Raw genomic sequence first — 24,192 nt, forward strand, 5'->3', positions numbered from 1 at the left:
CTTCAGCCTTGCTCTCCCTCAGAGTCTTCAGGATTCAAAACCGCCAGCATCACATGATCCTCCCACTTCCCGTTGATCAGGACGTTCTGCTTTGCCAGTCCTTCTTTATGAAAGCCGGCTTTTTCAAGGACGCGGATGGAGCCGAGGTTGTGTGGCATGACGCCTGCTTCAATACGGTGGAGTTTTAGATTGTTAAAAGCATAGTCCAAAACGAGTTTGACGGCTTCTGTTGTATAGCCCCTGCCGTTGTGCTCCTTGTCGAGAAAGTAGCCGAGGACTGCGCTTTGGAGGGAGTGGCGCATGACCTGGAAAAGGCTGATGGTACCGAGCAGCTGATTGGTTTCGTTCAGGTAGATGCCAAATTGATATTCGGCGTCTTTTTTTGCTTGGTGTTCGTAATCTTCTATCATTTTTTGCTGGGTTTCGAGTGTGTAGAAATCTTCTGCGCGAATCATGGAGTATTGCTCAAAAAAAGAACGGTTTTTTAGCTGCAGCTTCAGTCTGTCTTCCGCATCCTGTTTTGTAAAAGGTCTTATGTGAATCCGGTTGCTCCTGAGCATATGTACGTCATCTCCTTCACTCTGTATTTTAGCGCAATCAGCGTAAATAAAGAATGATTCTTGAGTATATACTATACGTGAAATTTTAAAATCGGGAGGAACCTCACTGTGACGAAGCAGCTCGCCTCATCTGAAATCGGAAACCTTTGGATGACCTATCAGCAGAAAACGATGTTTGCACGGATGCTTGAGCATTTTTTACATACGCAGGAAAATGAAAAAATTAAGCAGCAGCTCCAAAACTATTACGATCAGGAGACTGCTTTTATCCAGGAGATCAGCGGGATTTTTCAGGCTGAGAAAATCGTGATGCCTGTTGGGTATAATGAAAGCGATGTGAAGCCTGATACGCCTAGGCTGTATGATGAGTATTTTGATATTCTTTTCTTGAGAATCATGATGAAAGTGACGATTGGGCTGAATGCGCTCCACCTCAGCATGACCTACCGGAGCGACATGTCTGACCTGTTTATGAGGATGTCACAAACCTCTCAGCAGACCTATACGGATGCGACTCAGTTCTTGCTTGATGAAGGCATTTTGACGAGGCCGCCGATGATTCCTATGCCTGATAAGGTTGAGTTTGTCAAAGAGAAGAAGTACATGGCAGGATTTGATGCGTTCAGTGAGAAACGTCCGCTGAATGCGATTGAACTCTCGCTGCTCTATCAGGGAGTTGAAACCAACATTCTTGGGTTTCAGCTTTTGAAAGGTTTTGAACAGGCTTCTGATGACAAAGAGCTGAGACAATATTTTAAAGAGGGAAAAGATCTCGCTAAACAAATCATTGAATCGTTCAGTGAGACATTGCTGAAAAGCGATATTCAGCCTCCAGCTGTTGCCTGGGGAAATCCGACATTTTCACAGACGTCCCCTTACTCGGAGAAGATGATGATGTATCTGACCAATTTACTGAGCAGCTTTGGTCTGACGAGCAATGCCCTTGGCACTTCATTCAGCCTGCGGTCTGATTTGCCGGCGAAAATGACCATTATTGCAAAAGACATTTTCACCTATGCCAAAAAGGGCGGTAAGCTCATGATTAAAAATGGATGGATGGAAGAGCCTCCGCAGACTTCAAGGCAGAGCTGAATGCATGAAAAATAAAAGCACTGCAAATCGCAGTGCTTTTAACATGTCTATACTTGTTTCAGCTTACTCAAATACCTGACGCAACTCAATCTGGCCTTCCCCGTGTCCTTGCGGGTCGGGCATTCTTAAGGCCCATTTGACGGCTTCTTCCCTTGACTCCACATCAATTAAAATAAAGCCGGCCACTAAATCATTTGATTCTGTAAACGGCCCTTCTGAAATGACGGGGTTTTCTCCCGGTACCGGAAACGAAATGCGGAGGCCGTTTGAACTTGGATGCAGACCTTTAGCCGCCACCCTTACCCCTGCTTTTACTAATTCCTCGTTATATGCCGTCATGGCTTCCATGAGTTCTGAGCTTGGGAGATTTCCGGCTTCTGAATTTTTTGAGGCTTTGACAATCAGCATGAACAACATAACCTTTCCTCCTGCCATTATCCTTATGCCTTTTAGATTCGTTGAAGCTGCAGCGAATCCTTTTATAAAAATGAAGCATCTTCTTTCAAAATGAAAAAACTGCTCAGCATCCATCACACTGAGCAGTTTTTTCTGATTGTATATAGTTTTTGGAAAGTTGAAATTGATCATCTGTCATGACGTATTTATGGCTTTGTTCAAGCGCGGCGTTAGCATCATCTGTCAAAGATGAATCACGGTAGGCACAGACAGACAGGATGTTTTCATTCAGTATAAATTCGTCAGATGAGATTTCAAAGCTTTTCAGCAGGGCTGCATCAGACATGTCAGACATCCACTCCACATGTGCCCACGTGCGCAGCCGGACATTTTTATCTGAAAGACTTCTTAAGTCTCTGTCAAAATAAGCGAGAATGGAAGCGATATTGAATTTGGAACTTCCTGAATAGTAATCAAAGTTATTCACTAATCTGATCGAATTCTGTTCTTCTTCTGAAAAATGATCCTCTATATAACGACTCACTTTGTCCGAAAATTTCATGCTTTCAATCAGCAGAATCTGATCTTTATTTTTAAGGCCGGCATGAATATATGAAGCTACCTTCTGCAAGTAGATTTCTTCATCCTTAAAGTGGTAATATACATGTCCTTTGTTCAAGTCAGTCAAGGTAACGGGTCTATAAAATGTGTTCATGTTTTCACCCCTGTTCCAGTTAAGCGTAACACACTTGGCGGAAATTAGCGAACGCACGGTCGCGTCATTCTCTTTCTTTAACGAATCTTAACAAGGAAATTGCAGGTGTATGAAGAATATAGGGTGTGGGAGAAACCAGCTGAACGGAGGAATAAAATGAACCAGCCAAAAGCGTACGGGACGTTTTATAAAAACCGGAATTTAACTTTCCGGGAGTCGGCATATTTGCAGTTTGGAAGCAGTGAAACCTCGATTGGAAGTTTTCTAATGCTCAACCCGGGAGGTGCAAGCTGTGAAGATGTCAGAAACCTGCTTCATGGCGAGCGTATTTTTACGGAAATGGCACTTGATCCGACGATGCACCAGATTGTCAGGCTCATGGAAGCATTTAAACCGCTTGAACCGCTGAACGGAAGGGTGCATCTTTTCAATTTGTTTACTCTTCAGAACACAAAGGATAAAGAGGCAATTTCTCATATCGAGTACCTGGGCGGAAGGAGAATTGTGACAATTGAAGATATGGTCGCATCAATGGAAGAGTTGAAACGCCACCCCTGGATCTGCATCGGCTGGGGCGTAGGGGCGTCGGATTCACATACATTTTTAAAGCAGCTGAAAGGCAAGTGGCTTGAGCAGATTGAGCAGGCAGGAATTCCTCTCTTTGGAAAAAAGAATCCTTTTGGCGATTATTATCATCTGTGCCCGCATCTTGCTTCAAAGAAGAATTTGCTGGCAGAGGAACTGAGGGAGATGTATGTTCAAAAAGTGAAATCAGCGGCATTTACTGAAGTGACAGAATTCACCTCATCAGCCGTTAAGCCAAACCTTTATTGCGGGTATGAGATGGATTTGCATGAACCCATAAACGGGTGGAGTGTTTCAAGTCAAAATCCAGAACGGATTGTGAAAAGCTTTTCAGGACTTGCCATTCAGAAAGGGTATAAACTCAGGGCCTATTCATACAAGGCTGAAGGCCAATCATCTTCTGCTGTTTATGCCATTCCCCAGGATAAGGAGCTGACGATGCCTGCGAATATCATTGAAAAGGGTGAAATACCGATCCCCCAATGCCAGTCTGATCATTTTATGTTTGCAGTAGACGGCGACCGTACTCCGCTTTCCTATCTCCAGGCAGCGGTCGTTTATCATGAGCTCGGGGAGTTCGGAATCAGCCGTCAAACCAGCTACTGGAGTGCAGACGATATTCTGCCGCTTAATGAAAAACTATATGAACAGGCAGACAGTGTTGTGGATTATTTGTACACTCTTGGCGACTGGAATGAATTTAAAACGATTCCGCCAACGCTGAGACCGATATTTTATTATGAAAATGATCACCCAACTGTCGTCTTCTACACCAAAAACGATGTGGGAATGATCAAGCTCAGCCGCTACACCCATACTTTTGAAAAAGACAGCTATAAACAAAAGGTACATTGCGAAGAACTCGCTTTTGCGGGAATTGGGATTTTGTTTTAGGCGGCGGTAAGCAGACATATAGCACAGGAGGCGGACAACATAGCTGAAACCGTATTGGGCACAGGCAATACAGCCAAGGTCATCGCGCGTGAAGGCGGGACAGTGGCAAAAGTGTTTTACAGACACATCGCAAGTGACTTTATTGAATACGAATTTGCGATTTATGAAGAAATTGCAAAGACTCCATTACAGGTGCCAAGACTTTTTTCTTTTGAAAAGGAGGAGCATGCCCTGATCTTTGAACGCATCTACGGAGCTTCCCTGATGGCTGAAATGAAGCGCAGTCCGCTTTTTATGCCCTATCACATTAGACTGCTGGCAAAATGTCACACTGACATTCACAATTGCCGGGATCTGTTGCTGCCTGTTCTCAGAGACAGGCTTGCATTGCGAATCAGTCAAAGCAATCACTTGAACGAGAGGGAAAAAGAGAAAATACTCTCTCATTTGGACGGACTGCCTGATCATGAAAGAGTCTTATGCCACGGTGATTTTCATCCCGACAACGTTCTGATTACTAAAGAAGGACACGTCATTATCGACTGGGCGGATGCAGCCGCCGGAAGCCGGCTGGCGGACATTGCGCGGTCTTTTCTTCTTATTAACTATGGCGGTCTGACTTCGAGCCGGGTTCAAGGGGTTTTTCGCCGTATATTGGCCGGATATTATGTAAGGTGCTATAGAAAAACAGAGCCATTTGCTAAGTCAGAGCTTCAGAAATGGATTCTGCCTGTAGCAGCGGCAAGACTTTCTGAGAGTATTGGTGAGAGGGAGAAAGAAGTGCTTTTGAAGCTGATTCATGCAAGGATGAATGAATAAAAGGAGAATGGCATGGCGTACAAGATCGTGTTTTTTGACGTCGATGGAACGATTACCCATCACGAGAACGGAACTATTTCTGAACCGACAAAAAAAGCTGTAAAGATGTTGCTTAATAAGGGGATTACAGTGGTCGCAGCCACGGGCAGACCCCTGTCAATGTGCGGTGAACTTATGGAAATGGGGATCGAAACCTTTATCACGGCAAACGGCGGGTATGTGAAGCATAAAGATGAGGTCATCCATAAGGTCCCTCTGGACAAAACGATTGTGAAGGAAGTAGCGGCATTTGCAGAAAAAGAGAAGCATGCTCTTTCTTTTTATACGGAAGATTTCAAGATGAACGGCATACAAAATGCGTCCATTTTGAGTTCGTTGAAGGAAACGCTTTCGCTGACTGAATACCCAGGCGTTTTCCCTGATCCTTGTCTTGAAGAGGTGTTTTTACTGTGTTTATTTGCGGAGGAAACAGAAGCGGATCTTTATAGAGAAGCTTTTCCGCATCTGACTTTTAAGAGGTGGCATCCGTATGTGCTGAATGTCCTGGATCAGGATGTTTCAAAATCTCTTGCTATTTTAAAAACGCTGGAATACTTTGGGTGTGAGCCGGCTGATGCCGCTGCCTTCGGTGACGGTGACAATGATATCGATATGATTGAACTTGCAGGCCTCGGCATTGCAATGGGAAACGGAAGCGAAGGTGTGAAGAAAGCGGCGGATTTTGTTACAAAAAGATCTGGGGACGATGGCGTCGTTTTTGCCCTGAAGAAATTCGGGATCATTTAATATAGAAAGGCGTGGCCAATAATGTCCGCAGGAGATTTAAAGCTTTTACGCTGTGCGCTATTAAACTCATGGTCTTTGAAGTCAAGCTCCAAATGGACTCCTGAAAATCCGGCAAAAGGGCAGTGCGGAGTGACGGCTCTTGTGGTTCATGATCTTTTAGGCGGAGAAATTAGGAAAACCTGTGCAGCAGAGGGATGGCATTTCTATAACGAGATAGACTCTGCCAGAGTTGATTTCACAGCCTCTCAATTTGAGGGTGACGTGCAGTACGACGATCTCCCATCAAGCAGGGAAGAGGCGTTTGCGGATACGAATCAGCTGCAATATGATGATTTGAAGAAGAAGGTAGTGGATGAATTGGGGCGGATGGAATCGTATCCTATAATATTGGAAAACAAATTTACAGGGTAAGGAAAAGTCAGAATCGTACCCTGTAAAACTGAGAAACGAATTTATAGGGTAAGCAAACCCATTAATCGTACATCATAAAACGAATTTATAGGGTAATGAAATTTCAACTAAAACAAGAAAGGCGAAAGACAATGACCTACCACATGAGAGTAAGGGCAGGCGGCTTAATCATTGAAGATGACTCCATTCTCCTTGTTGAATTTGACGATGAAAACGGACTGCATTACAATCTGCCTGCCGGCGGGGTTGATCCCGGTGAGTCGGTAAAGGATGCTGTACGACGAGAAGTAAAAGAAGAAACGTCTGCTGATGCTGAAGTCGGGCCGCTTGCTTTTGTCTATGAGTATGCCCCGCATCTGAATGAAAATAAGTACGGGGAAACTCATTCCATCGCACTCATGTTTGAGTGCAGGCTGAAAGAAGGTTCTGTTCCGGCGATGCCAGCAAACCCTGATCCAAATCAGACGGGTGTCAGGTGGGTGAAGCTTGCTGATCTAGAAAAGGTGGTGCTCTATCCAAACCTTTGCGGACATATCAGATCCTATTTGGAAAGCAAGAGAAGTATAGAGTTGATAGAGGAGCAGTCACTGGAGGACTATGATTCTGCGATTATGACATGAAAAAAGGAGTACATACAGCGTGAAAACAGATCTACACATACGATTGGCTGAACCTGATGAGAGCAGTCACATTATAAAATTGTTAAGAGATACAGCTCATTGGATTCAAGAACAGGGAATCAATCAATGGAGCTATCTTTCGGACGGCGGAGAGGATGAAGAAATCGTCCGATGTATAGAAAACAATCAAACGTATGTCGTCGAGAAAAATGGCGAGCTTACCGCAACTTTCACTCTTTATCCTTCACAAAATGAATGGGATCAGGAGATATGGGGGCATCAAGAGGAAAACGCGGTATATCTTCACAGGCTTGCAGTTAATTCAGCCTGTATGAAACAAGGAATCGGAAATGTCATCCTGTCATGGATTCCGAAGGCTGTCAGAGCTGACTTGATCAGGCTTGATTGTGTAGCCGACAATGAAAAATTAAATGCTTTTTACAAAGAAAATGGGTTTGAGCTGACTGGAGTAACAAAAGGGCACAGCAAATTTCAAAAGCAAGTACATAAAAAGTCTCCTTTGTTATAATAGGCGATATGGATGGAAGGGAGTGCTCCTATGCTCTACATATGGACGATTGAAAAAATTATTGAATCAGAGTTAAAAGAATTAAAGATTTATATCGACTATGAATTTGACAATCAGCTGCCTGCCCCTATGAGCTACAACATTTCAACCAGGACGCTTAAATTTAATTACCTGCAGATAAACGGATACAGAGGAAAGATACGAGTAAGAGAAACCGATGAGGACTTTGTCAGACTAATTCTTTATCATACTGTCGGGTACTATCTTGATTATCAGAAAAACAAGCATGACATCCGGACGCTCGTTTATGGCGGGGATGAGGAAAAGCAGGAGCTCTTGTCCCAAATTGAGAGAAATGCCTGGGAGTATGGCAGAAGCCTTGTGCCTGAGCGTTTGCTCGACTCTTACGATAAGATGCGGGAGCTTGACAGTTTGCTTGTTAAATAAGGAGAAACGGCCATTCCTTTTGGGATGGCCGTTTCTGTTTTTAAAGCTTTAGTTTCTGTTTCTGCAGCAGTTCCTTTTCTTTCTCTCTTGAGATTCCTGCTTTCAGGTCGGAAGGTTCCCGGTTCTTTTGCCAGTGATATACATCGCGGATGGTCTCAGCAAGTGATCTGAACGTGAGACCGGCCCCGACAGCTTTTTCTATGCTGATCTCAAACGTTCCTTTCCATGGTTCCTTTTCACCTTCAAGTGGAAAGTGTTCAGGTATCCATAAAGGCATGTCTGTCCAAGGTTTTATGTTGTTTTCAAGCAGGAATGCTTCGTCGGCCCATACGAAGTCCGTCGTGCTGGATGAGACTGATTTGCAGGTTTCGAGGATCTCTGCCATCGTCTCTTTTTGACCAGTGGCGTTGTAGGTGCCTGCCCTTCCCTGAAGAATCATATTGAAGACCCACGCAGCAAGATCTCTCACATCAATCATCTGCACGGGACGGTCCGGACGGCCGGGAACGATGGCCTGCCCTCCCTGTGACACCCTCTGAACCCAATATGGAAGCCTGTCTGTGTAATCGAACGGCCCGACAAGCTGTCCGGCTCTTACATTCAGTACCCGTCCTGGCCAGTGCTTCTCAGCCTCCTCTTCACTCAGTGCCTTCAGCGCCCCATAATGTTCATACGGGGAAAGCGTACCTTTCTCACTTTCCGCAAGCTTTTCATCCGAAATCGTCTGCAGCGGATAATCTTCTTGAATACCGGCGGGAATCCAGTCCCTGTATACAGATATGCTTGAAATAAAGGTGTAATGACCGATATCTCCAAGGACCTCTGCCGTTTTTCTGTTATGATGCGGAGCAAAACCTGACGTGTCAATTACAGCATCCCACTTTCGATTTTTAAGTGCCGTCATATCTCCATTTCTGTCTCCGGTCAGCTCTTCCAGCCCGGGAAAAAGGCCTTTGTTTGTCCCGCGGTTAAACAAGGTAACCCTATAACCCCTTTTTAAAGCCTCTTCTGTAAAAGCTCTTCCGAGAAAACGTGTCCCGCCTAAAATCAAAATGTTCATTAGATTCCCTCCCGTCATGTTCATACCATTCTCTGTTTATAACGATTACCCCTTTTAAAAAGATACGGGTAAATCAAATAAAGGAATTTATGGTTTTTACAAGAAAGTATAAAAGGTTATTCTCTTACAGAAGAGGGAGGTACAGCTAATGCGTGACAGTCAATTGTTAAAAGGATTTACTGCGGACCTTCAACATTATCCTGACCATAAACTAAGTGAAATTCCATCTAACGGAAGCTGGTCACTTGGACAGATGTATCAGCACCTTATTGAGGTTTCCCTTGAGTATTTAGAGAACGCGGAAGAGTGTAAAAAAGCTGCACCCGATCCTGATTTAGAAAAGTCTGATGGAGGCAAAGCTCTGTTTGAGAGAGGCGGTTTTCCTGCCATTAAAATAAAGCTGCCTGATCTGCCTGGAAATACGCCGAGCAATAGCCGCACAAAACAGGAGCTTTTGCAGGGGCTTCTTGAAGTGGAGAAAAGAATGGAGCAGCAGGGAAAGTGTGCAGCGGAAACGAACCCTGCCTGCAAACAGCGTCATGGCGGGTTTGGCTGGCTGAATGCGGAGGAGTGGTATGAGCTTGTTGACATGCACCTTCGCCATCATCTGAGGCAGAAAAAAGAGATTGAACAGAAAATTGGACTTTAATTATTGGATTAAGGTTTACCTTCAACGCAAAAAGGACTGATACGAAGGCAGTCCTTTTTCATGGCTAACGAAGTTATGAAGAATAATAGGCTGCGGATACCATAACAAAGTTGTCCTCATCCAGCTCCAGCGCCTAAATCCTCTGTCAGAACAAATCCGACAAAAAAGTCAAAAACGGACTTTCTTGTCGGATTCTTATCTGCCTATCGGATCTGAACAAGGCGCTTCCGCTTTTGGCACTAGTACTCGATTTCGTCATAATCCTTCGGCTGCGGGACAGGCTGTCCGTTTTCAACGCGGGTAATGTCCTTTACCGTTTCCATTTCTTCCTGTGATTGCGGCTGGTTATTCTTGTTTTCTTTTTTCATAAGAGGCTCCTTTCTAGAAATAATCAATCTGTATTTACTGTTTCTTTAGGTTTGAAAAATATGCAGGGTTTATTGTTGTATTTGTCACTGAGTAACAGGAAGAGGTGTACACATGTCATCTGTAGTAACTAAGGAATTGGCCGTCATTCTTGAAGAGTCGGAAATGAAGGCACTGGAATCAAGGCTTACAGCGATACGGAATATGGAAGGCAATCCAATGGATGTTGTGATAGAAAAGGCTGGAGGCACTGCAGCATTCTCTGTAAAAAATATTCCCGGACCATCCTATAACACTGTGAGAGGTGCTTCGGTCGAAACGCTGGATGACATTCTGCGTTTTTATGAAGAACGGGAAATTTCTCCAAGGTTTGAGGTAACTCCTGCTCAGTCTTCACCAGAGCTATTCAGAAGCCTTTCAGCCAGAGGCTTTTTTCAAAGCGGTTTTCATACAGTGCTGTATGGGGAAGCAAAGATTCTTTCAACCAGACCGGTATCGGATATAAGTGTGCGCCCTCTTGAAGCCAGCGAATTTGATTTGTTCGGGGAGATTTATACAAAAGGCTTTGGCATGCCTGAATTTTTAAAGCAGCCTGTAGCACAGAACAATCTGGTTCTTCATGGTCATGAGGACTGGCGGTTTTATCTGGCAAGTATGGATGGAAAAGCTGCCGGAATCGGTGTGCTTTTTATGAAAAAACGCATCGGTACGATGGCAGCCTCAGCTGTCCTGCCTGAATTCAGGAACCGCGGAGTGCACCGTGCATTGCTTGATGCAAGGATAGATGAAGCGAAACAGCATGGCTGCTCCATCATAGCCGGACAGGCTTCATTTGGAAGCGGAAGCCAGCGCAATATGGAACGTGCAGGCATGAAGATTGCTTATACGAAAGCACTTTGGGATCAAGTGGCTGGCGTATAAAAAATAGGCATTCACACACCTTCCTCCAGCTGAATATATTGCTGGCATGACGAAATTCTGCTGCATGCAGGGAGGTTAAAATAGGTATGTTTTATCCGTATCAACAAGGACCATACGAATATTCCTATTCAGATTTCACAAGTGAAGGGTATTATGATGACAGACAGGCACCGACTTTTCCGCCGCCGTCGCAGTTCGCCCAGCAGGTGCCGCAAACCTTTTTTTCATCGTTTCTATCGACAAATCAGATTCGCTCGGCGATGTGCGGGTGTATTGGAAGATGGGGTCTGCTCGGCCTGAGATTTCAAAGTCCGTTTGGCAGGGACTTATGGTTCTTTCCAACGGAAATCAGACAAAATAGTGTTTCAGGCTACACATGGCAGGGCGGCGTAAGTCAGAGAGCGCGTTATGAGTATTCGCAAATTAGAAACTTTATTTGTACGGTTTAATCGATCAGGAGCGTTGTTCCTAAAAAAGGGATGGCGCTTTTTTTGTTGAAGTCTTAACAAACGTGATGACATCATAATAGGGAGGCATCTTATATGAAACCGGCACTGCTCTTATTCGACCTTGACGGCACACTTTCTGACCCTGGCGAAGGCATAACCAAGTCTGTTCAATACGCCCTTTTAAAGATGGGAATCAGTGAGCCGGATTTAAAAAAGCTGGAGGGATTTGTGGGACCGCCTCTGCAGAATTCATTTGTTGAGCGTTATTCATTTTCAGAACAGGAGGTTGAAAGAGCGGTCTCTTACTATAGGGAGCGCTTTATAGAAAAAGGCATGTTTGAAAACAAGGTATATGACGGCATTCCAGAACTTTTGAGCGGGCTGAAAAAAGAAGGGTATAAATTAGCCGTTGCCACTTCTAAGCCTTCTGTATTTGCTGAAGAAATTTTGAAATTCTTTCAGATTGACCGCTTCTTTGATTTTGTTGCAGGAAGCAGCCTTGACGGTAAAGGAGCTTCGAAAACCGAAATCATCCTTTCTGTCATGAATCATTTTCAAGGAGTACATAAGGAAGAAATGGTGATGATTGGGGATAGAAAGCATGACATCATCGGTGCTGTTAACACCGGTATTCGTTCGATTGGCGTGACGTACGGATATGGATCCATGGAGGAGCTTGAGGAAGCGTGCCCAAGCGTTTTGGTTTCATCTGTAGAGGAGCTTAAGAGGCTTCTTTTGAAGAATACTGTACAGTTATGAAAAGGATTAAATAATCTTTATCTATTCATGTAATATAAAAAAGCAGCAAACGTTAAATGTTCGCTGCTTTCTTCTTTCATTAAGCTCCCGCCCATACATCCTTTGCATAGCGGCCGTCTTTTTCCATTGATTCAAGCCATGAGGAAGCTTCTTCTTCCGTCGTTTGATAAAAATACATGTAGCACTCGATTAATGTTTGCTCCACATCCGGTGCCATTTTGCTTCCATCTCCGCAAATATATAAACGTCCACCATCTTTCAGCAGAGGAAGGATGACGTCTGCGTTTTCCGCCAGTCTGTGCTGCACGTATACTTTCTCACTGCCGGAATTTCTTGAAAAGGCAGTGTGAAGGGTGACAAGACCGTCTTGTTCTGCTTTTTCCAGCTCTTCTTGATATAAGAAATCATGTTCAGGGGTGCGGCATCCGAAGAAAAGGTGAGCCGCTCCAAGTGTTTCGCCGCTTTCTTTGAGACTGCGGCGGGCCTGGATAAAGCCTCTGAACGGTGCGATTCCCGTGCCGGGTCCAACCATAACGATCGGGGTGCCCGTTTGTTCAGGAAGCTGGAAATTTGATTTAGGTGTTGAGATAAAGCAGGCAATTTTATCTCCTTCTGATCGTGCTGCTAAATAGTTTGATGCGATTCCCTTGAATTCTCCATTTCCGCTCCGTGCGTCGCCTCTGACGACACTGACCGTAATGCTTGCTTCTCCTTTTCTGTAAAGGGGAGAGCTTGAAATGGAGTAGTATCTTGCCTTCAGTGCAGGTAGAAGAAGAAGGAATACTTCAAATGGAATTTCACATGCAAGGTACTTTTCCGCAAGTTCAAGCATAGTGATTCGTTTGGAGAGTATTTCTGTTTTGTATATCTCGTCCTCAAGCAGTTTTTCAAGCTCAATCACATGGGGAGGACATACAGTATGGGCAGCTAGAGCCCGGATTTGTGAACGTGTAGCCGGCTCCTGGAACTCTGAAAAATGAGAAATCAGCTCCCTGAGTTTTACAGGTACTCCGGCAGGCAGGTGAACGGCTTTTCCAAGGTCGCCTGTCAGTTTCACATAGTCTTCACCGTTCAGGCGGAATCGGCTGAGCACACGTTCAACAAGAGCATCCTGATTGACAGGGAGGACACCTAGATGGTCTCCCTCTTTATAGGTGATCCCCTCTGGCAGGCGCAACTCGATGTGTCTAGTGTTTCTTCCGCTTTCCAGATGCTGGAGTTCCCGGTTTTTGCTCACTTCCGCTGTAAAAGCATGATGGGTGCGGGCGAGCGGGGTATCGCTGACATTACTGACGACCTGCAGGGTAAGTGAACTGCTGTCCTGTTCATTTTGATTCAGTTCAATGGCCAGCCCTTTTGCCAGGTTTGGCCAGAGAACTCCGATCCATTTTTCGTAATCTCCTTCAAAATCTTCACTTGCATCGCCATGACCAGTTTCCGAAAGACGGCTGGCACCTTTTTGTTGAAGCTGCTCGTCAATAAAGTCAGGAATGCGCTGGTACGTAGTTGCCCAGTTGTGGTCTCCGCATCCGAAAACAGCATAGCTGACGCCGTTCAGAGTATCTTCCCCTGTTTCGTGCAGCCAGGTAACAAACTCATCTGCATTGTCAGGAGGATTGCCGTTATAAGACGCGGAGACAATGAGAACGGCTCCTTCTGCAGGAAGACCGCCGGCATATTCATTTAACGGTGCCGTTTTGGCATCAAAACCATGCTTGCGTCCTGTTTCAGAAAGGTCGCGGGCAATTCCTTCAGCTGTTCCCATGTTTGATCCATACAGTACAAGCAGGGGAGTACCATGAGTGAGAACAGCAGCCTGTTCGGTTTCTTTTTGAACAGGTTTTGCTTCTTCCACGGCTGACGCCGTAAAAGTCATACCCGGTTTACGGGGAGCAACTCGAATGGTGAGCCCGTCCGGTTTAAGGGTAAGGGTTTCTTTGACGTCCAGCTGATACCCCTTGTGATCGATAAAATCAAAGTGCTGCAGAATCATTCCGAGCACCAGAGTTGCTTCGTGAAGGGCAAACTGCTGCCCGATGCATGCACGCTGTCCATTTCCGAAAGGTTTAAAAGCGTGATACGGAATAGAAGACGCATCCTCGAACCGCTCAGGTTTGAAATGTTCGGCATCATCCCCCCAAACAGAAGAATCCCTGTGGAGTTCCGGAACTAAAAGAGTAAAGACGTCATCTTTTTTTACAGGGTATTTCCCGCTCAGGGTTGTATCCTGCTTTGCAAAAACGGAAAAAGCAGGTGCAGTGGGCCACAGGCGCAGCGATTCATTGAGAACCATGCGGACATATTTTAATTTTTTCACCTGTTTGTAGTCCGGAATATCGCTCCCCAGCACTTCATCTACTTCCTGCTGCGCTTTCTTTAATACATCCGGGTGGTTCATAAGAAAGTAAACGGTGAATGAGAGAAGACCGCTTGTCGTTTCATGACCCGCAATTAAAAACGTAATGATCTGATATCGGATATTTTCGTCATCCAGTGTTTCTCCGGTTTCAGGGTCAGTTCCTTTCAGCATATGGGATAGCAGATCATCCTCGCCCTGATCGCCGTTTCGTCTGCGTTCCGCAATTAAGTCATCAACCAGACCAAACATGTACTGAATGTCTTCATTGAATTGCTTTTTAGATTTAACCATCAGTTTATCCTGGATTCCGAGACGCTGCGTCTGATTCATGGCTTCGTCCAGTGCCCGCACCATGCTGTCAACAAATGGGTGGGCGTTTTCCCGGTAAAAGCTGTTAAAGCGGTAATTAAATCCGCAAAGACCAATCGTATCAAGGGTTAAGCGAGTCATATCTTCAGGAACATCTATTTCCTCCGCCGGATTTAAACGTGCCCATTTTTGAATAAGCTGAGTGGCGATGTCAATCATTTTGGCATGATAGCCTTTCATCGCCTGCTGGCTGAAGCTCGGAAGCAGGATATTGTGCGCTTTTTTCCAATTCGGTTCGGCCGTTTCGCTTGTAAACAGGCCGTCTCCTCCGAATGCTCTGACTTTTTGAAGGGCGGGGCCCACTTTTTTGTCAAAACGTGTCTCGTCGCAAATCTCTTCTGCCAGAGCTGCACTTGAAACAAATGTGCTTATGCGTCCCGGAAATTGAAATTGAAAGATCGGGCCAAGCTCTTTCGCAAGCTTCATATAGGACTGAAGCGGTTTTTCTTTTTTTATAACCGGCAGACTGCCGAGAGGTCCATAAGTCTTTGGCTGCGGAAGTTGAGCTGAGTTTGTCATTTACTAGCACCTCTTATTTAAAATTTGATAACGGAATGAACGTTCATTCCGTTTGTTGTATGAGAAACAGATCGTTTCTCATGCATGTAGTCGTACAGCGTCCCAAATACTTTCTTCAATGTCTCTTACAAGCTTTGTTTCCGGTTCAAGTTCCCCGATTCGCACCAGCCGCTGAAGTTCAAGAAAAGCTCCGTAAACAATGGCAATCAGAGCAGACGAAGGAATCTCCTTGATTTCTTTTTTTCTTTTCCTGAATCAAAGAAGGTTTTCAGAATGTCCAGAAGGCCATGAAAACACTCATGACTTGCATCGTCCAGAAAGTGAGCATTGCTGTGTGTTTTAATAAAATAGAGAGCATGTACTTCCTTTGTTGTAAATCGGATCATTGATTGGAAAATATGGTGAAATTGGTTTCTGACCGTCTCTTCGTAAGGAAATTCATGCTGAAGAGTCTCGGTAAAGATTCCAACATACTCCTGAAAAAGGCTGTTCCCAAGCACTTCTTTATTTTCAAAGTAACGGTAGATGGTGCCGGCTCCAACTCCTGCCGACGCTGCTATCATCGGAACAGTAGTAGCATCAAAGCCCCGTTCGGCAAAAAGAGCCAATGCGCCGGATAGGATGCTGTCCCGTTTTGTACCTGCAGTTGCCATAATTGATTCAGCCTTTCATGGATGAAATAAGGGAATGAATATTCATTCCACTAAAGTGTATACCCGGCAAAAAACAATCTCAATCACACGATTGACCTAATATCTGTGAAGGTTTTGTTCATATTTTTGCGGAAAAATTCGGCTGAAAGAAAGATTATGATCAAAAAAAGCGAAAACGTAAGCAGAAAGAATTGGAACGAAATGGTTAAAGGTGCTCAATTAAATAAAATACATTTTAAAATCTGGTATAAATGGCTCGTATTAATAACTTTTATGATGAAAAGTGAAAAGAATTGAGAGGAAAGAGTCACTCATTAGCGGACTGATTCTTTTTGTATGGTACAAAATGGCTTATCTAAAAAACCAGCAGTTAAAAAGATTGATGGTTTCTGTTTACCAAAATTTGATAGAAACGTATAATTTAAAGAGTAAGCGCTTTATAGATTATTGGAGGACATTAATGAACAACGTGAAAAGAAGAACAAAAACGATCGTTTTATCCATCATTATTTCACTGCTTGTTTTTCCTATTGTGCTTGGATTTGAAAGCAGAGGAAACCTGCTGATGCAGTATGGGAGAAACTTTGTCTTTTGCACCGTGTTCGGAGGACCATTCCTGCTGATAGCTGGTGTGCCTGTTCACCTGCTTGCAGGATTTATTGTGGAAAAGAGTAAGAGATTCAAACTCACTGTCAGTTTTCTGATTCATATTCTTCCGGCTGCCGCTATTGGGTTTGCTTTGTTTGGAGAAGCTGCATTTCTAATTGGAATTCCGGTCATCTCCGCAGCTGTCTTTTTCGCGGTGGACGCTCTAATCTATCGCAGAGTGAACCACCCTATCAAGATCGCAGGTGTGGTCCTTTTACCAGCGTTGATTTACGTTCTAATGTGTATTCCTCAGCTCATTCAAAAGGCAGAATTTCGAGAAATTAAAAACGAGCCTAGGCCTATGGCAGAGCTGACAGTTAATGAGCAGACAAGCTCTATCAGGCTTGGTTCGTGCTGGGACAGTGACGACAGCAGCGGGTGTCCGATTGACCGGGAACCTTATCTTCTCCCGACAGATGATGTGGGAGTGGCAGAATTTCAGGTGAATGGAGAGGCCTTTGCTGAGCTGAACTTTTTAAATACAGACCGGTCTTTTACATTAGAAGTCTATTACCTTACGGACTATGGCGTGGAGAAAATCAAGACAGATCAAAATGGATTTACACTGCCGGATGGGATAAAAGAGCAAGTGATTAAAGGCACGGCTACGATGGACAATTCTCAGAAAGTATCGTTTTCGGTTGGAATCAGGAGCGGGAACAGGTAAAGAAATATAGTAGTGATGGGGAGATTCAAATGAATCCAAGTGTATATACAAAGCGTGACGTGAACTACGTAATCCGGGCTGCAGAACCTGAAGACGCAAAAGAATTATCAGAAGTGCGGTGGAAAATTGACGGCGAAACTGAGAACCTTGACCGGGTTCAAGGGGAAGCCCATCTGAATGAGCACCGCTTCCGGCAGCTTATAATGGATGATTCGGAAAAAGCGTGCAACCTCTTTTTGGTAGCTGAAGCGGAAGGTAAAATAGCCGGCTTTTCAAGATGCGAGGGAAGCTCTCTGCAGCGGCTGGCTCACCAGGCTGAGTTTGGTGTTGGCGTCTTACAGGAGTACTGGGGGCTCGGTATTGGAAAAAACCTTCTGAAAGAATCGATTGCCTGGGCTGAAGAAGCGGGACTGAAGAAAATGACTCTAAAGGTGCTTCAAACAAATGAAAAAGCCATTAAGCTTTATGAGTCATGCGGATTTGAAGTGGAGGGTGTTTTGAGAAATGATAAATTTCTCTCAGACGGCAAATTTTATCATACGGTTGTGATGGGAAAGGTTTGGTAGCACTTACTGAAAATAAAACGGATAGACCGAAGGGGATAGGGCCGTGGACTACAGAATCGAACATCTTGATTTTGAATTAAGACTCGCAGGGAAAAGCAAGCCGGTAAAAACGAGCCGTGCATTTAAAACCATCCCGGGCTTATGGAGTGCTGCAAAAAAGGACGGATTCATGCAGCAGCTGAAGGACATGGCATGGGAGGAGCCAAAATGCACGCTGGGAAGCCTGCTTGGCGTCTGCGGAAAAGAGGCAGCCATTATGGACGACGAATTTGACTATTTTATGAGCGTCAGATATGACGGTCAAGCACCGGAAGGAACGGAGATTCTGACGATTCCGCCGAGCTCGTGGGCGGTCTTTCCGAATATTCCTGATGCCTGGAAACGTTTGTATACAGAATGGATGCCAACCTCAGGCTATGAACTTGCCAGTCTTCCATGTATTGAGTGCTATTATGGTCCGGGGCATAAGCCGAGGCATGAACTATGGGTCCCGATTGTTGTAAATGATAGACAGGGGGAATGAGCACTTTGATTAAAAGAGTAGGCACGACCTATCTTCCGGTAGGAGATCCAAAAACAGCTTCCGGGTGGTATCAGGAAAAATTGGGTGCCGTGGAGAAGTACCTCGACAATGAAAAGGCCATTTTGGATTTTGCAGGGCAAAGTTTTTTTCTTGTAAAGGCCATTCCGGGTGAGCGAACGGGATTCAATGCCTCTGACGGTCACAGGCATTTTTCAATGACCTTTGAAGTAGATGGCCTTGAAGCATTGGAAGCTTTGCGGAAAGACCTGTTATTGAAAGGGGCAGAGGCTGGCGAAATTGAAAATAGAGGACATGCAGGCCGCAATTTTATCTTTCATGATTCGGACGGAAATGCATTTGATGTTTGGAGTGAGCTGAGTCCGAGCTATAGGGGTGTATAAAATGCCTGTTATAAGAAATATTCAGCTCTATGTACCAAACCGGGAATGGAACTGGACCTTTGTAACCCAGACAAGGTGCATGGCGTTTCTGTACAGCCGCCTTTTGCCGAAGCTGAAAACGGAAGACTATAAAGGAATCCAGATTTTTTGCCTGGAAAATATGGAAGAGAAGCAGAAGATGGACGTATATGAACATCTCATGTTTGACTATTTTCCGGTATTTTTAGTGACAGACGTTCGGAGATTTTTTGAATTGAGCGATGAAGACAAAAAGCGAGAAGCGGCAGCTATTGTCCATGAGGGTATGAAGATTGCAGCAGAAACATTGGATTGGGATGGAGCGGTTTTTGATGAGATTTTCCAGCAGATCAAAGACATGAATTACCAGAATATCTATCCCCTGATGAAAAAAAGCAGTCCAAACCGGAAATATGTCTGCAGAATCATGTGTCATCATGAAGTGCACGAAATCGGCGTATACATGGAGCTTGCCAAAAGGAATGGAAGAGTGATCAAAAGTGAGAAGCTTTTTTCGTCAGACTACACGGATGAACAGTTTCTCCTGCAGGCAGAATGGTCCCTATTATGGAGGTTGAATCATAAAATTGAATTCGCTAATGATACACACGAGAAAATATGGCGGCTGACATTTCTCGAAAAAGAAAAATCTGAAGAGCTGGTTTGGAGGATGCAGCGGGAGGAGCAGTCTCAGCAATAACAGTTAAAAAATACATGCTGAAAATGAAAGGGAGTCATGAAATGAACAGCCCAATTCATAACAAAATAAATACTGTTTTTGTTCATGTCAGTGATTTGAAGAATTCCGTTGAATGGTATACCCAATTGCTTGGCCAGACGTATGACTCAGAAAAAATTGAGGACCCGGTTTACACGATACAACTTTCAGAGTATACCGGACTGACTCTTGATGCCGGACCTGCAGGCGTTACAAAAAATGATTGTTCCACAGAGCATCCCCTTTTTAATTTCCATACGGATGATATAGAAAAATCATTTGCATATGTAAAAAAGCTAGGGTACAGCATTGAAACAGAGATAGTCAGCTTTAAGGACTTTTCATTCTTTACAATCAGCGATCCGGATCAGCATATCATTATGATATGCACAGGTTAATAGAGAAATAGGAGCTGTTTCAAATGTCAAAGAAATCCCGTTCACTTCTTTCCGGTTTTTGTTTTGTGATTGCCGTTTTGCCGCTTCTGGCAGGCTTAACAAAGTGGGGAAACTCTCTATATACAGGGGTTCTTGAGATAAGCGTCTTTCTTCCGCTTCTTTTTGCCTCAGCTGGACTGCTTTTTGCCCTTATTGGAGCAGGAGGAAGGTTAAAAGGCATTCTAGTTAGTTTGAACGCTGCCGGTGTTTCTCTTGCTGCTTTTTTGGTTTTTATCGCACTGTTCGGGTTTCAGCAGCCATAAAACTATGTCTAAAACTGAAGGACAGATGAGGGGAGCGGCTCAAGCTTCTTCTTAATGAAAGGATCTTTATTGAAATGGCCAAAAAGACAAAACACCATAATGATACGGTGCTTTGTCTTTTTTTACATAAGTACAACCAATAACACGGTTACCGCATTAACAATCCCATGAATAATAACTCCAGGCCAGATAGAATGTGTCTTCTCATAAGACCATGCAAAAACGATTCCGTCAAGAAAATTGACCGGCATCGCATTTGTCACAGGGTAGTGGGCAGCGGTAAAAATCAGCGAAGAAAGCAGGATACCCGCTACGGCCCCAAGCCTTGTGCGGAGCCATCTGTATAAGAATCCCCGATAAAAAATTTCTTCGTACACAGGAGAAATGACTGCAGCGCTCACAAGCGCGAGCAGGATGGCAGAAGGCGCAATTTCTCCAGTAAGGGTATCTGTTTTACTGTTCTCATAGCTGACGCCGAAAAAACTGACGGCAGCCATTACAGCTGCACCTGCAACAAGTAAGAAGAGCACGCACAAGATAATGATTCCCCAGTCTTTTTTGCGGAAAGAACGCACTCCCACTGCAAGCCAAGTTTTATTATGTGGCCTAAGCGCTAAAAAATAGACTCCTGCTAATAGAATGAGAGCAATTGTCGCACCGGTCAGCGTACCCGCGTATAAAGAATTGCCCAGACATTGATTATATAATGACTGCAGATGGCCTTTTACAAGAATCATAACCAAACCAAATTCAAGCAGCATCAGAAGCAGAAATGTCTTTGCATCCCAAGGGTCCTTTCTCTTCCAATCTGCGTTTTTTCCATTTTCCATATTCATCTGTCTCCTTCTTAACTGTGATATACTTCCAGTATAAAAGGTGACGCTGCGTCACAATCAAGAGGTTTCGGAGGAAATAATGAAACGATGGACAACCGGTGAGGTTTCAAAAGAACATGCTGTATCTGTAAGAACTCTCCGCTATTACGATCAAATCGGCCTATTAAAGCCGAGCTGCAAGCAGGATAATGGCAGAAGGCATTATTCAGAAGAGGATCTTTTGACGCTCGAGAAGATTCTGCTCTTAAAATCGCTGGCACTGTCGCTTGATGACATCAGACTGATGATCGACAGGCTGTCGTTTCGGGATATTCTGATTGCGCATCATCAGCACCTGCAGGATCAATTGGCCACACTTGAGACAAGCATTCAAAATACGTCTTCTTTGATTAACATGTATGACCTTGAAGGCAGCCTTTCCTGGGAGCGCGTCTCAAAGCTTGTAAACTCCTCTAAGGCAGTGAAAAAAAAGTGGGTTGATTATTTTGCTGAAGATGAAAAGCAGTTCCTGAAAAAGAATCTCCCGGATCTTGGAGGCAGCGGCAAACAAACACAACTCTATCTATCCCTTTTGCGAAGGATGGAATGGTGCATCAGCAGGGGCATTCCTCCTGAAAGCGATGCAGGAATGGAAATTGGACTTCAGCTGCTGGAAGCAGCGCGGGAAACGTTTGGAGAAGATGAAGAACTTATGGAGAAATTCTGGGAGGTGCGGAAAAAGCCTTCAAAAGAGTCAGGCCTTTATCCTGTCTCAGAAGATGTGCTCCTGTTTGCAGAAAAGTGCATGGAATATGCGGCAGTCAGTGATGTAAACTCCGGGCGATGAGCGCAGAAAACACTTATCGTCCGGGTTCTTTTTACTTTCTGGCGATCAATTCGGCGATTGTCATGTTGAAAATCCCGGATATAATAGAAAGTTGATCTCTTGTGAGCTGTTTTTTCCCTCTTTCAATTGCAACAAGGGCGCTGATGGAAATACCGAGAGCGTGGGCGAGATAGCCTATCGGAATCCCTTTTTCCTCTCTCAGCTTCCTCAAAATCGATCCTTTTACCATAAATATCATTCCTTTGTACCATCCTCTCTCTATATCATCGGTCCCGAATGCTCTAATTTAAAGTTTTAATGTGTTTAGTTGATTGAAGGGCGGTCTGATTATTTTTATTTAATATCTATGAAAAGGAGATTGAAAAAATGAAAGCGAAACTAAGCTATGACAGTGAAGCAGATATGGGATATATTTATCTGAATGCAAACAAGGAAATTAGTATAGATTTAACGGAAGAGCTAGAAGTTAATGCTTTCATTTCTATTGATATAGACAAGAAAAAAACGATAGAGGGAATTGAATTATCCGCAGATGAAGCAGCGGGTTTAAGGGATCTGCTTTATAAGGGAGAAACTTATACGAAAACAGATCACCCTTATTTAAAAACTGGTCACGGATTTTCACTGCGGATCAGCGAAAAAGCAGTCAAGAGCAGGTATCGTGCTTCTGAAGTTGCGTTTTGTTTTGCGGAAGACGAGTATAAAGGGTTTATTGGAATTGATTTAGATATTCCTGAAGAGTTATCTTAAAAAATGATTTTTCATTTTAAGCACATTAAAAAAGCCGCCTGATAAGTCCGAAGATCGACTTAACAGGCGGCTGTCACTTTATTTACAGCTTATTGAATTACGGACGCTCAAGCACTCTTACAAGCATTTCATGCACAACCTCATGATCACGCACATCATGCAGCCGGTATTCCTCACCAGGAAGAGTGTACCATTCCGCAGCCCCGGCGTATGTAATAGCGAGATTCAGGACCCCGTCTTCATCGCAGGCAGTGACAAGTTCAAGCTCGCCGCTGATGACGCCGACTTCAGTCGTCATGACACCGTGGGTTGCTGTAAAAACAGTTGATTTCTTCTCCATGCTGTCACCTCCGTCATTTGTATAGATTATAGCATAAACGAGCAGCCGCTTTTGGCTGCCCGTTTTTTCAGTTAAGCATTAGTAAGAACAGCTATTCAGCATGCCCTGTAGCGCGGTTTTTTCTGAAGACTGAAGGCTCAAGCCCCATTTGTATTTCGTGCTGATCCACCATTTTGAGTATCCGCAGGCTGCACCGGCGCGGGGAGGTTGCCACGTAGATGGGTCCTGGTCACCTTTGGAGCGGTTGGTGCTGGCGCTTACAGCAATCAGCTGAGGTCCGCTTAAGTCGTTTGCAAAGTCTTCGCGTTTGTCTGTTGTCCAGCTGCTTGCACCTGAACGCCAAGCTTCTGCAAGAGGGACGATATGGTCGATATCAAGGTCTGATGGATCATAAAACGTTACACCGTCGTAGTAGCTGTACCACTTTCCTGAAGTTACAGGGCAAGTGCCGCTGTAGTAGTCAGCGTCACGCTTAAGCACAACCTGACGGGTGTCACAGCCGCTTCCTTGGCTAATCCAATGGGGAAATAAATCACGCGAGTATCCGGTCATGGAACCTTCTGTCTTGACTGTCAAAGCATTAAGCTGGGTTTGTGCCGTGGACTTTGACGGAGTGCCCGGTGGCGTAGCATGTGTTTCCGGCAAAAATAAAGTGAATGAGAGCAGCAGTGCAAAAGCAGATAATGAAGCTTTTTTCAGCATGTAAATGCCTCCTGTATGAAATTTTTATATCAATCTCATAACTTATAGTCAGTGAGATTAATAGACAGAACGAAGGGAGAAAGAGATGGGAATTTGTTTCTTTATTAGAAATCATAGTATGAAAAGAGAGATTTATACAAGTTAAGGAAATGTAAACCTCTTAACTTTTATGTTCGGATTTGCGCTGATTTTAAGTCCAAAAGGAAGAGGATGAATAGAGGTATTTATGAGATTGAGGCCATATGTCATGAAACATTTTTAATATAGGTAAGGAAAAGGCATCAAAACTCTTTAGTATGATGATTTACAATGGAAAATAAAAATGAGTCCATCGAAGCAGGTTTGTATTGAGGTTTTTGCAAATTTTGGATGGGGAGGAGGTGTCCTCTGTTTTTAAAATGTGGTTTGCATCCCTATAAAACGATGCGGCAGAAATATGGGGTACCAAACTGGAAGAATGCATCCCTGTAAAACAGCGCGGTAGAAATATAGGGTACCAAACTGAAAGAATGCAACCCTGTAAAACGGTGCGGCAGAAA

At 44.2% G+C, this 24,192-nt stretch carries 30 protein-coding genes and 2 pseudogenes; 21 read left to right on the forward strand and 11 right to left on the reverse strand.

What is annotated here, in order from left to right; all coding sequences use genetic code 11:
• Positions 1 to 2 precede the first annotated feature (2 nt).
• A complete protein-coding gene (locus JOJ89_RS06390; protein WP_203289923.1) occupies positions 3 to 560 on the reverse strand; it encodes a GNAT family N-acetyltransferase in 558 nt (185 codons plus the stop codon).
• A gap of 108 nt (positions 561 to 668) precedes the next feature.
• Here JOJ89_RS06390 and JOJ89_RS06395 point away from each other — a divergent pair, with 108 nt between their 5' ends.
• Positions 669 to 1,652 carry a DUF3231 family protein gene (locus JOJ89_RS06395; RefSeq protein ID WP_203289924.1) on the forward strand — a complete coding sequence of 328 codons (984 nt, stop codon included), beginning with the start codon at positions 669 to 671 and terminating at the stop codon, positions 1,650 to 1,652.
• 63 nt (positions 1,653 to 1,715) lie between these two features.
• Here the strand turns inward: JOJ89_RS06395 and JOJ89_RS06400 are convergent, their stop codons facing one another.
• Complete coding sequence (locus JOJ89_RS06400; protein WP_203289925.1) at positions 1,716 to 2,069, reverse strand: YciI family protein; 354 nt, start codon at positions 2,067 to 2,069, stop codon at positions 1,716 to 1,718.
• A gap of 103 nt (positions 2,070 to 2,172) precedes the next feature.
• Positions 2,173 to 2,763: an MEDS domain-containing protein gene (locus JOJ89_RS06405; RefSeq protein ID WP_203289926.1), complete on the reverse strand. Its 591-nt coding sequence runs from the start codon at positions 2,761 to 2,763 to the stop codon at positions 2,173 to 2,175.
• Between the two features lie 156 nt (positions 2,764 to 2,919).
• Here JOJ89_RS06405 and JOJ89_RS06410 point away from each other — a divergent pair, with 156 nt between their 5' ends.
• From JOJ89_RS06410 to JOJ89_RS06440, 7 genes are all read left to right on the forward strand, one after another.
• Positions 2,920 to 4,242, forward strand: a complete 1,323-nt coding sequence (locus JOJ89_RS06410; protein WP_203289927.1) for a hypothetical protein — start codon at positions 2,920 to 2,922, stop codon at positions 4,240 to 4,242.
• A 54-nt stretch (positions 4,243 to 4,296) separates the two neighbouring features.
• A complete protein-coding gene (locus JOJ89_RS06415) occupies positions 4,297 to 5,061 on the forward strand; it encodes an aminoglycoside phosphotransferase family protein (RefSeq protein ID WP_203289928.1) in 765 nt (254 codons plus the stop codon).
• A 12-nt stretch (positions 5,062 to 5,073) separates the two neighbouring features.
• On the forward strand, positions 5,074 to 5,847 hold the full coding sequence (locus JOJ89_RS06420; RefSeq protein ID WP_203289929.1) for a Cof-type HAD-IIB family hydrolase: 774 nt from the start codon (positions 5,074 to 5,076) through the stop codon (positions 5,845 to 5,847).
• A 21-nt stretch (positions 5,848 to 5,868) separates the two neighbouring features.
• On the forward strand, positions 5,869 to 6,258 hold the full coding sequence (locus JOJ89_RS06425; RefSeq protein WP_203289930.1) for a YunG family protein: 390 nt from the start codon (positions 5,869 to 5,871) through the stop codon (positions 6,256 to 6,258).
• 131 nt (positions 6,259 to 6,389) lie between these two features.
• Positions 6,390 to 6,878 carry an NUDIX domain-containing protein gene (locus JOJ89_RS06430; RefSeq protein ID WP_203289931.1) on the forward strand — a complete coding sequence of 163 codons (489 nt, stop codon included), beginning with the start codon at positions 6,390 to 6,392 and terminating at the stop codon, positions 6,876 to 6,878.
• Positions 6,879 to 6,897: 19 nt separating this feature from the next.
• A complete protein-coding gene (locus JOJ89_RS06435; RefSeq protein WP_203289932.1) occupies positions 6,898 to 7,407 on the forward strand; it encodes a GNAT family N-acetyltransferase in 510 nt (169 codons plus the stop codon).
• Between the two features lie 30 nt (positions 7,408 to 7,437).
• Positions 7,438 to 7,854 carry a hypothetical protein gene (locus JOJ89_RS06440; RefSeq protein ID WP_029282191.1) on the forward strand — a complete coding sequence of 139 codons (417 nt, stop codon included), beginning with the start codon at positions 7,438 to 7,440 and terminating at the stop codon, positions 7,852 to 7,854.
• Between the two features lie 40 nt (positions 7,855 to 7,894).
• On the opposite strand, the gene JOJ89_RS06445 is transcribed toward JOJ89_RS06440, so the two are convergent.
• A complete protein-coding gene (locus tag JOJ89_RS06445) occupies positions 7,895 to 8,914 on the reverse strand; it encodes an NAD-dependent epimerase/dehydratase family protein (protein ID WP_203289933.1) in 1,020 nt (339 codons plus the stop codon).
• A gap of 148 nt (positions 8,915 to 9,062) precedes the next feature.
• On the opposite strand from JOJ89_RS06445, the gene JOJ89_RS06450 reads away from it, so the two are divergent.
• A complete protein-coding gene (locus JOJ89_RS06450; protein WP_203289934.1) occupies positions 9,063 to 9,563 on the forward strand; it encodes a DinB family protein in 501 nt (166 codons plus the stop codon).
• A 239-nt stretch (positions 9,564 to 9,802) separates the two neighbouring features.
• Here JOJ89_RS06450 and JOJ89_RS21250 read toward each other — a convergent pair whose 3' ends face one another.
• Positions 9,803 to 9,931 carry a hypothetical protein gene (locus JOJ89_RS21250; RefSeq protein WP_087946292.1) on the reverse strand — a complete coding sequence of 43 codons (129 nt, stop codon included), beginning with the start codon at positions 9,929 to 9,931 and terminating at the stop codon, positions 9,803 to 9,805.
• Between the two features lie 112 nt (positions 9,932 to 10,043).
• On the opposite strand from JOJ89_RS21250, the gene JOJ89_RS06455 reads away from it, so the two are divergent.
• The 3 genes from JOJ89_RS06455 (at position 10,044) to JOJ89_RS06465 (ending at position 12,058) form a co-directional block, all read left to right on the forward strand.
• Positions 10,044 to 10,850 carry a GNAT family N-acetyltransferase gene (locus JOJ89_RS06455; protein WP_203289935.1) on the forward strand — a complete coding sequence of 269 codons (807 nt, stop codon included), beginning with the start codon at positions 10,044 to 10,046 and terminating at the stop codon, positions 10,848 to 10,850.
• 86 nt (positions 10,851 to 10,936) lie between these two features.
• Positions 10,937 to 11,299, forward strand: coding sequence for a hypothetical protein (locus JOJ89_RS06460; RefSeq protein WP_203289936.1), 363 nt, complete (start codon positions 10,937 to 10,939; stop codon positions 11,297 to 11,299).
• Positions 11,300 to 11,392: 93 nt separating this feature from the next.
• Positions 11,393 to 12,058, forward strand: coding sequence for an HAD family hydrolase (locus JOJ89_RS06465; protein WP_203289937.1), 666 nt, complete (start codon positions 11,393 to 11,395; stop codon positions 12,056 to 12,058).
• 79 nt (positions 12,059 to 12,137) lie between these two features.
• Here the strand turns inward: JOJ89_RS06465 and JOJ89_RS06470 are convergent, their stop codons facing one another.
• Both JOJ89_RS06470 and JOJ89_RS06475 read right to left on the reverse strand, forming a co-directional pair.
• The gene (locus tag JOJ89_RS06470) at positions 12,138 to 15,305 is read right to left on the reverse strand and encodes a bifunctional cytochrome P450/NADPH--P450 reductase (protein WP_203289938.1); all 3,168 of its coding nucleotides are present in this window, start codon (positions 15,303 to 15,305) and stop codon (positions 12,138 to 12,140) included.
• Between the two features lie 78 nt (positions 15,306 to 15,383).
• Positions 15,384 to 15,958, reverse strand: a pseudogene (locus JOJ89_RS06475) (TetR/AcrR family transcriptional regulator).
• Between the two features lie 460 nt (positions 15,959 to 16,418).
• Between JOJ89_RS06475 and JOJ89_RS06480 the strand changes: the two are divergent.
• The 7 genes and pseudogenes from JOJ89_RS06480 to JOJ89_RS06510 all read left to right on the forward strand — a co-directional run bounded on the left by JOJ89_RS06480 (position 16,419) and on the right by JOJ89_RS06510 (position 20,199).
• Entirely contained in the window at positions 16,419 to 17,273 is an 855-nt protein-coding gene (locus tag JOJ89_RS06480; protein WP_203289939.1) for a hypothetical protein, read from the forward strand.
• Positions 17,274 to 17,302: 29 nt separating this feature from the next.
• The gene (locus tag JOJ89_RS06485) at positions 17,303 to 17,839 is read left to right on the forward strand and encodes a GNAT family N-acetyltransferase (protein ID WP_203289940.1); all 537 of its coding nucleotides are present in this window, start codon (positions 17,303 to 17,305) and stop codon (positions 17,837 to 17,839) included.
• Positions 17,840 to 17,879: 40 nt separating this feature from the next.
• Positions 17,880 to 18,362 (forward strand): annotated as a pseudogene (locus JOJ89_RS06490) (GyrI-like domain-containing protein); the annotation flags it as partial.
• Positions 18,359 to 18,763, forward strand: coding sequence for a VOC family protein (locus tag JOJ89_RS06495; protein WP_203289942.1), 405 nt, complete (start codon positions 18,359 to 18,361; stop codon positions 18,761 to 18,763). The pseudogene JOJ89_RS06490 and the gene JOJ89_RS06495, both read left to right, overlap by 4 nt.
• 1 nt (position 18,764) lies before the next feature.
• Positions 18,765 to 19,481, forward strand: coding sequence for a hypothetical protein (locus JOJ89_RS06500; protein ID WP_203289943.1), 717 nt, complete (start codon positions 18,765 to 18,767; stop codon positions 19,479 to 19,481).
• 41 nt (positions 19,482 to 19,522) lie between these two features.
• A complete protein-coding gene (locus tag JOJ89_RS06505) occupies positions 19,523 to 19,897 on the forward strand; it encodes a VOC family protein (RefSeq protein ID WP_203289944.1) in 375 nt (124 codons plus the stop codon).
• Positions 19,898 to 19,920: 23 nt separating this feature from the next.
• Complete coding sequence (locus JOJ89_RS06510) at positions 19,921 to 20,199, forward strand: hypothetical protein (protein WP_203289945.1); 279 nt, start codon at positions 19,921 to 19,923, stop codon at positions 20,197 to 20,199.
• Between the two features lie 122 nt (positions 20,200 to 20,321).
• On the opposite strand, the gene JOJ89_RS06515 is transcribed toward JOJ89_RS06510, so the two are convergent.
• Positions 20,322 to 21,029, reverse strand: a complete 708-nt coding sequence (locus JOJ89_RS06515) for a CPBP family intramembrane glutamic endopeptidase (protein ID WP_203289946.1) — start codon at positions 21,027 to 21,029, stop codon at positions 20,322 to 20,324.
• A gap of 85 nt (positions 21,030 to 21,114) precedes the next feature.
• Here JOJ89_RS06515 and JOJ89_RS06520 point away from each other — a divergent pair, with 85 nt between their 5' ends.
• Complete coding sequence (locus JOJ89_RS06520) at positions 21,115 to 21,861, forward strand: MerR family transcriptional regulator (protein WP_203289947.1); 747 nt, start codon at positions 21,115 to 21,117, stop codon at positions 21,859 to 21,861.
• 31 nt (positions 21,862 to 21,892) lie between these two features.
• On the opposite strand, the gene JOJ89_RS06525 is transcribed toward JOJ89_RS06520, so the two are convergent.
• A complete protein-coding gene (locus tag JOJ89_RS06525) occupies positions 21,893 to 22,099 on the reverse strand; it encodes a helix-turn-helix domain-containing protein (RefSeq protein ID WP_203289948.1) in 207 nt (68 codons plus the stop codon).
• Between the two features lie 128 nt (positions 22,100 to 22,227).
• Here JOJ89_RS06525 and JOJ89_RS06530 point away from each other — a divergent pair, with 128 nt between their 5' ends.
• Positions 22,228 to 22,611 (forward strand): DUF2283 domain-containing protein, encoded by a 384-nt coding sequence (locus JOJ89_RS06530; RefSeq protein WP_203289949.1) that lies wholly within the window; start codon positions 22,228 to 22,230, stop codon positions 22,609 to 22,611.
• 97 nt (positions 22,612 to 22,708) lie between these two features.
• Here JOJ89_RS06530 and JOJ89_RS06535 read toward each other — a convergent pair whose 3' ends face one another.
• Together JOJ89_RS06535 and JOJ89_RS06540 are read right to left on the reverse strand one after the other, a co-directional pair.
• A complete protein-coding gene (locus JOJ89_RS06535; RefSeq protein ID WP_203289950.1) occupies positions 22,709 to 22,951 on the reverse strand; it encodes a hypothetical protein in 243 nt (80 codons plus the stop codon).
• Positions 22,952 to 23,029: 78 nt separating this feature from the next.
• Positions 23,030 to 23,653 (reverse strand): HNH endonuclease family protein, encoded by a 624-nt coding sequence (locus tag JOJ89_RS06540; protein WP_203289951.1) that lies wholly within the window; start codon positions 23,651 to 23,653, stop codon positions 23,030 to 23,032.
• Positions 23,654 to 24,192: the final 539 nt, after the last annotated feature.

The sequence above is a fragment of the Metabacillus sp. cB07 genome (assembly GCF_016839225.1).
Taxonomy (GTDB): Bacteria; Bacillota; Bacilli; order Bacillales; family Bacillaceae; genus Bacillus_P; species Bacillus_P indicus.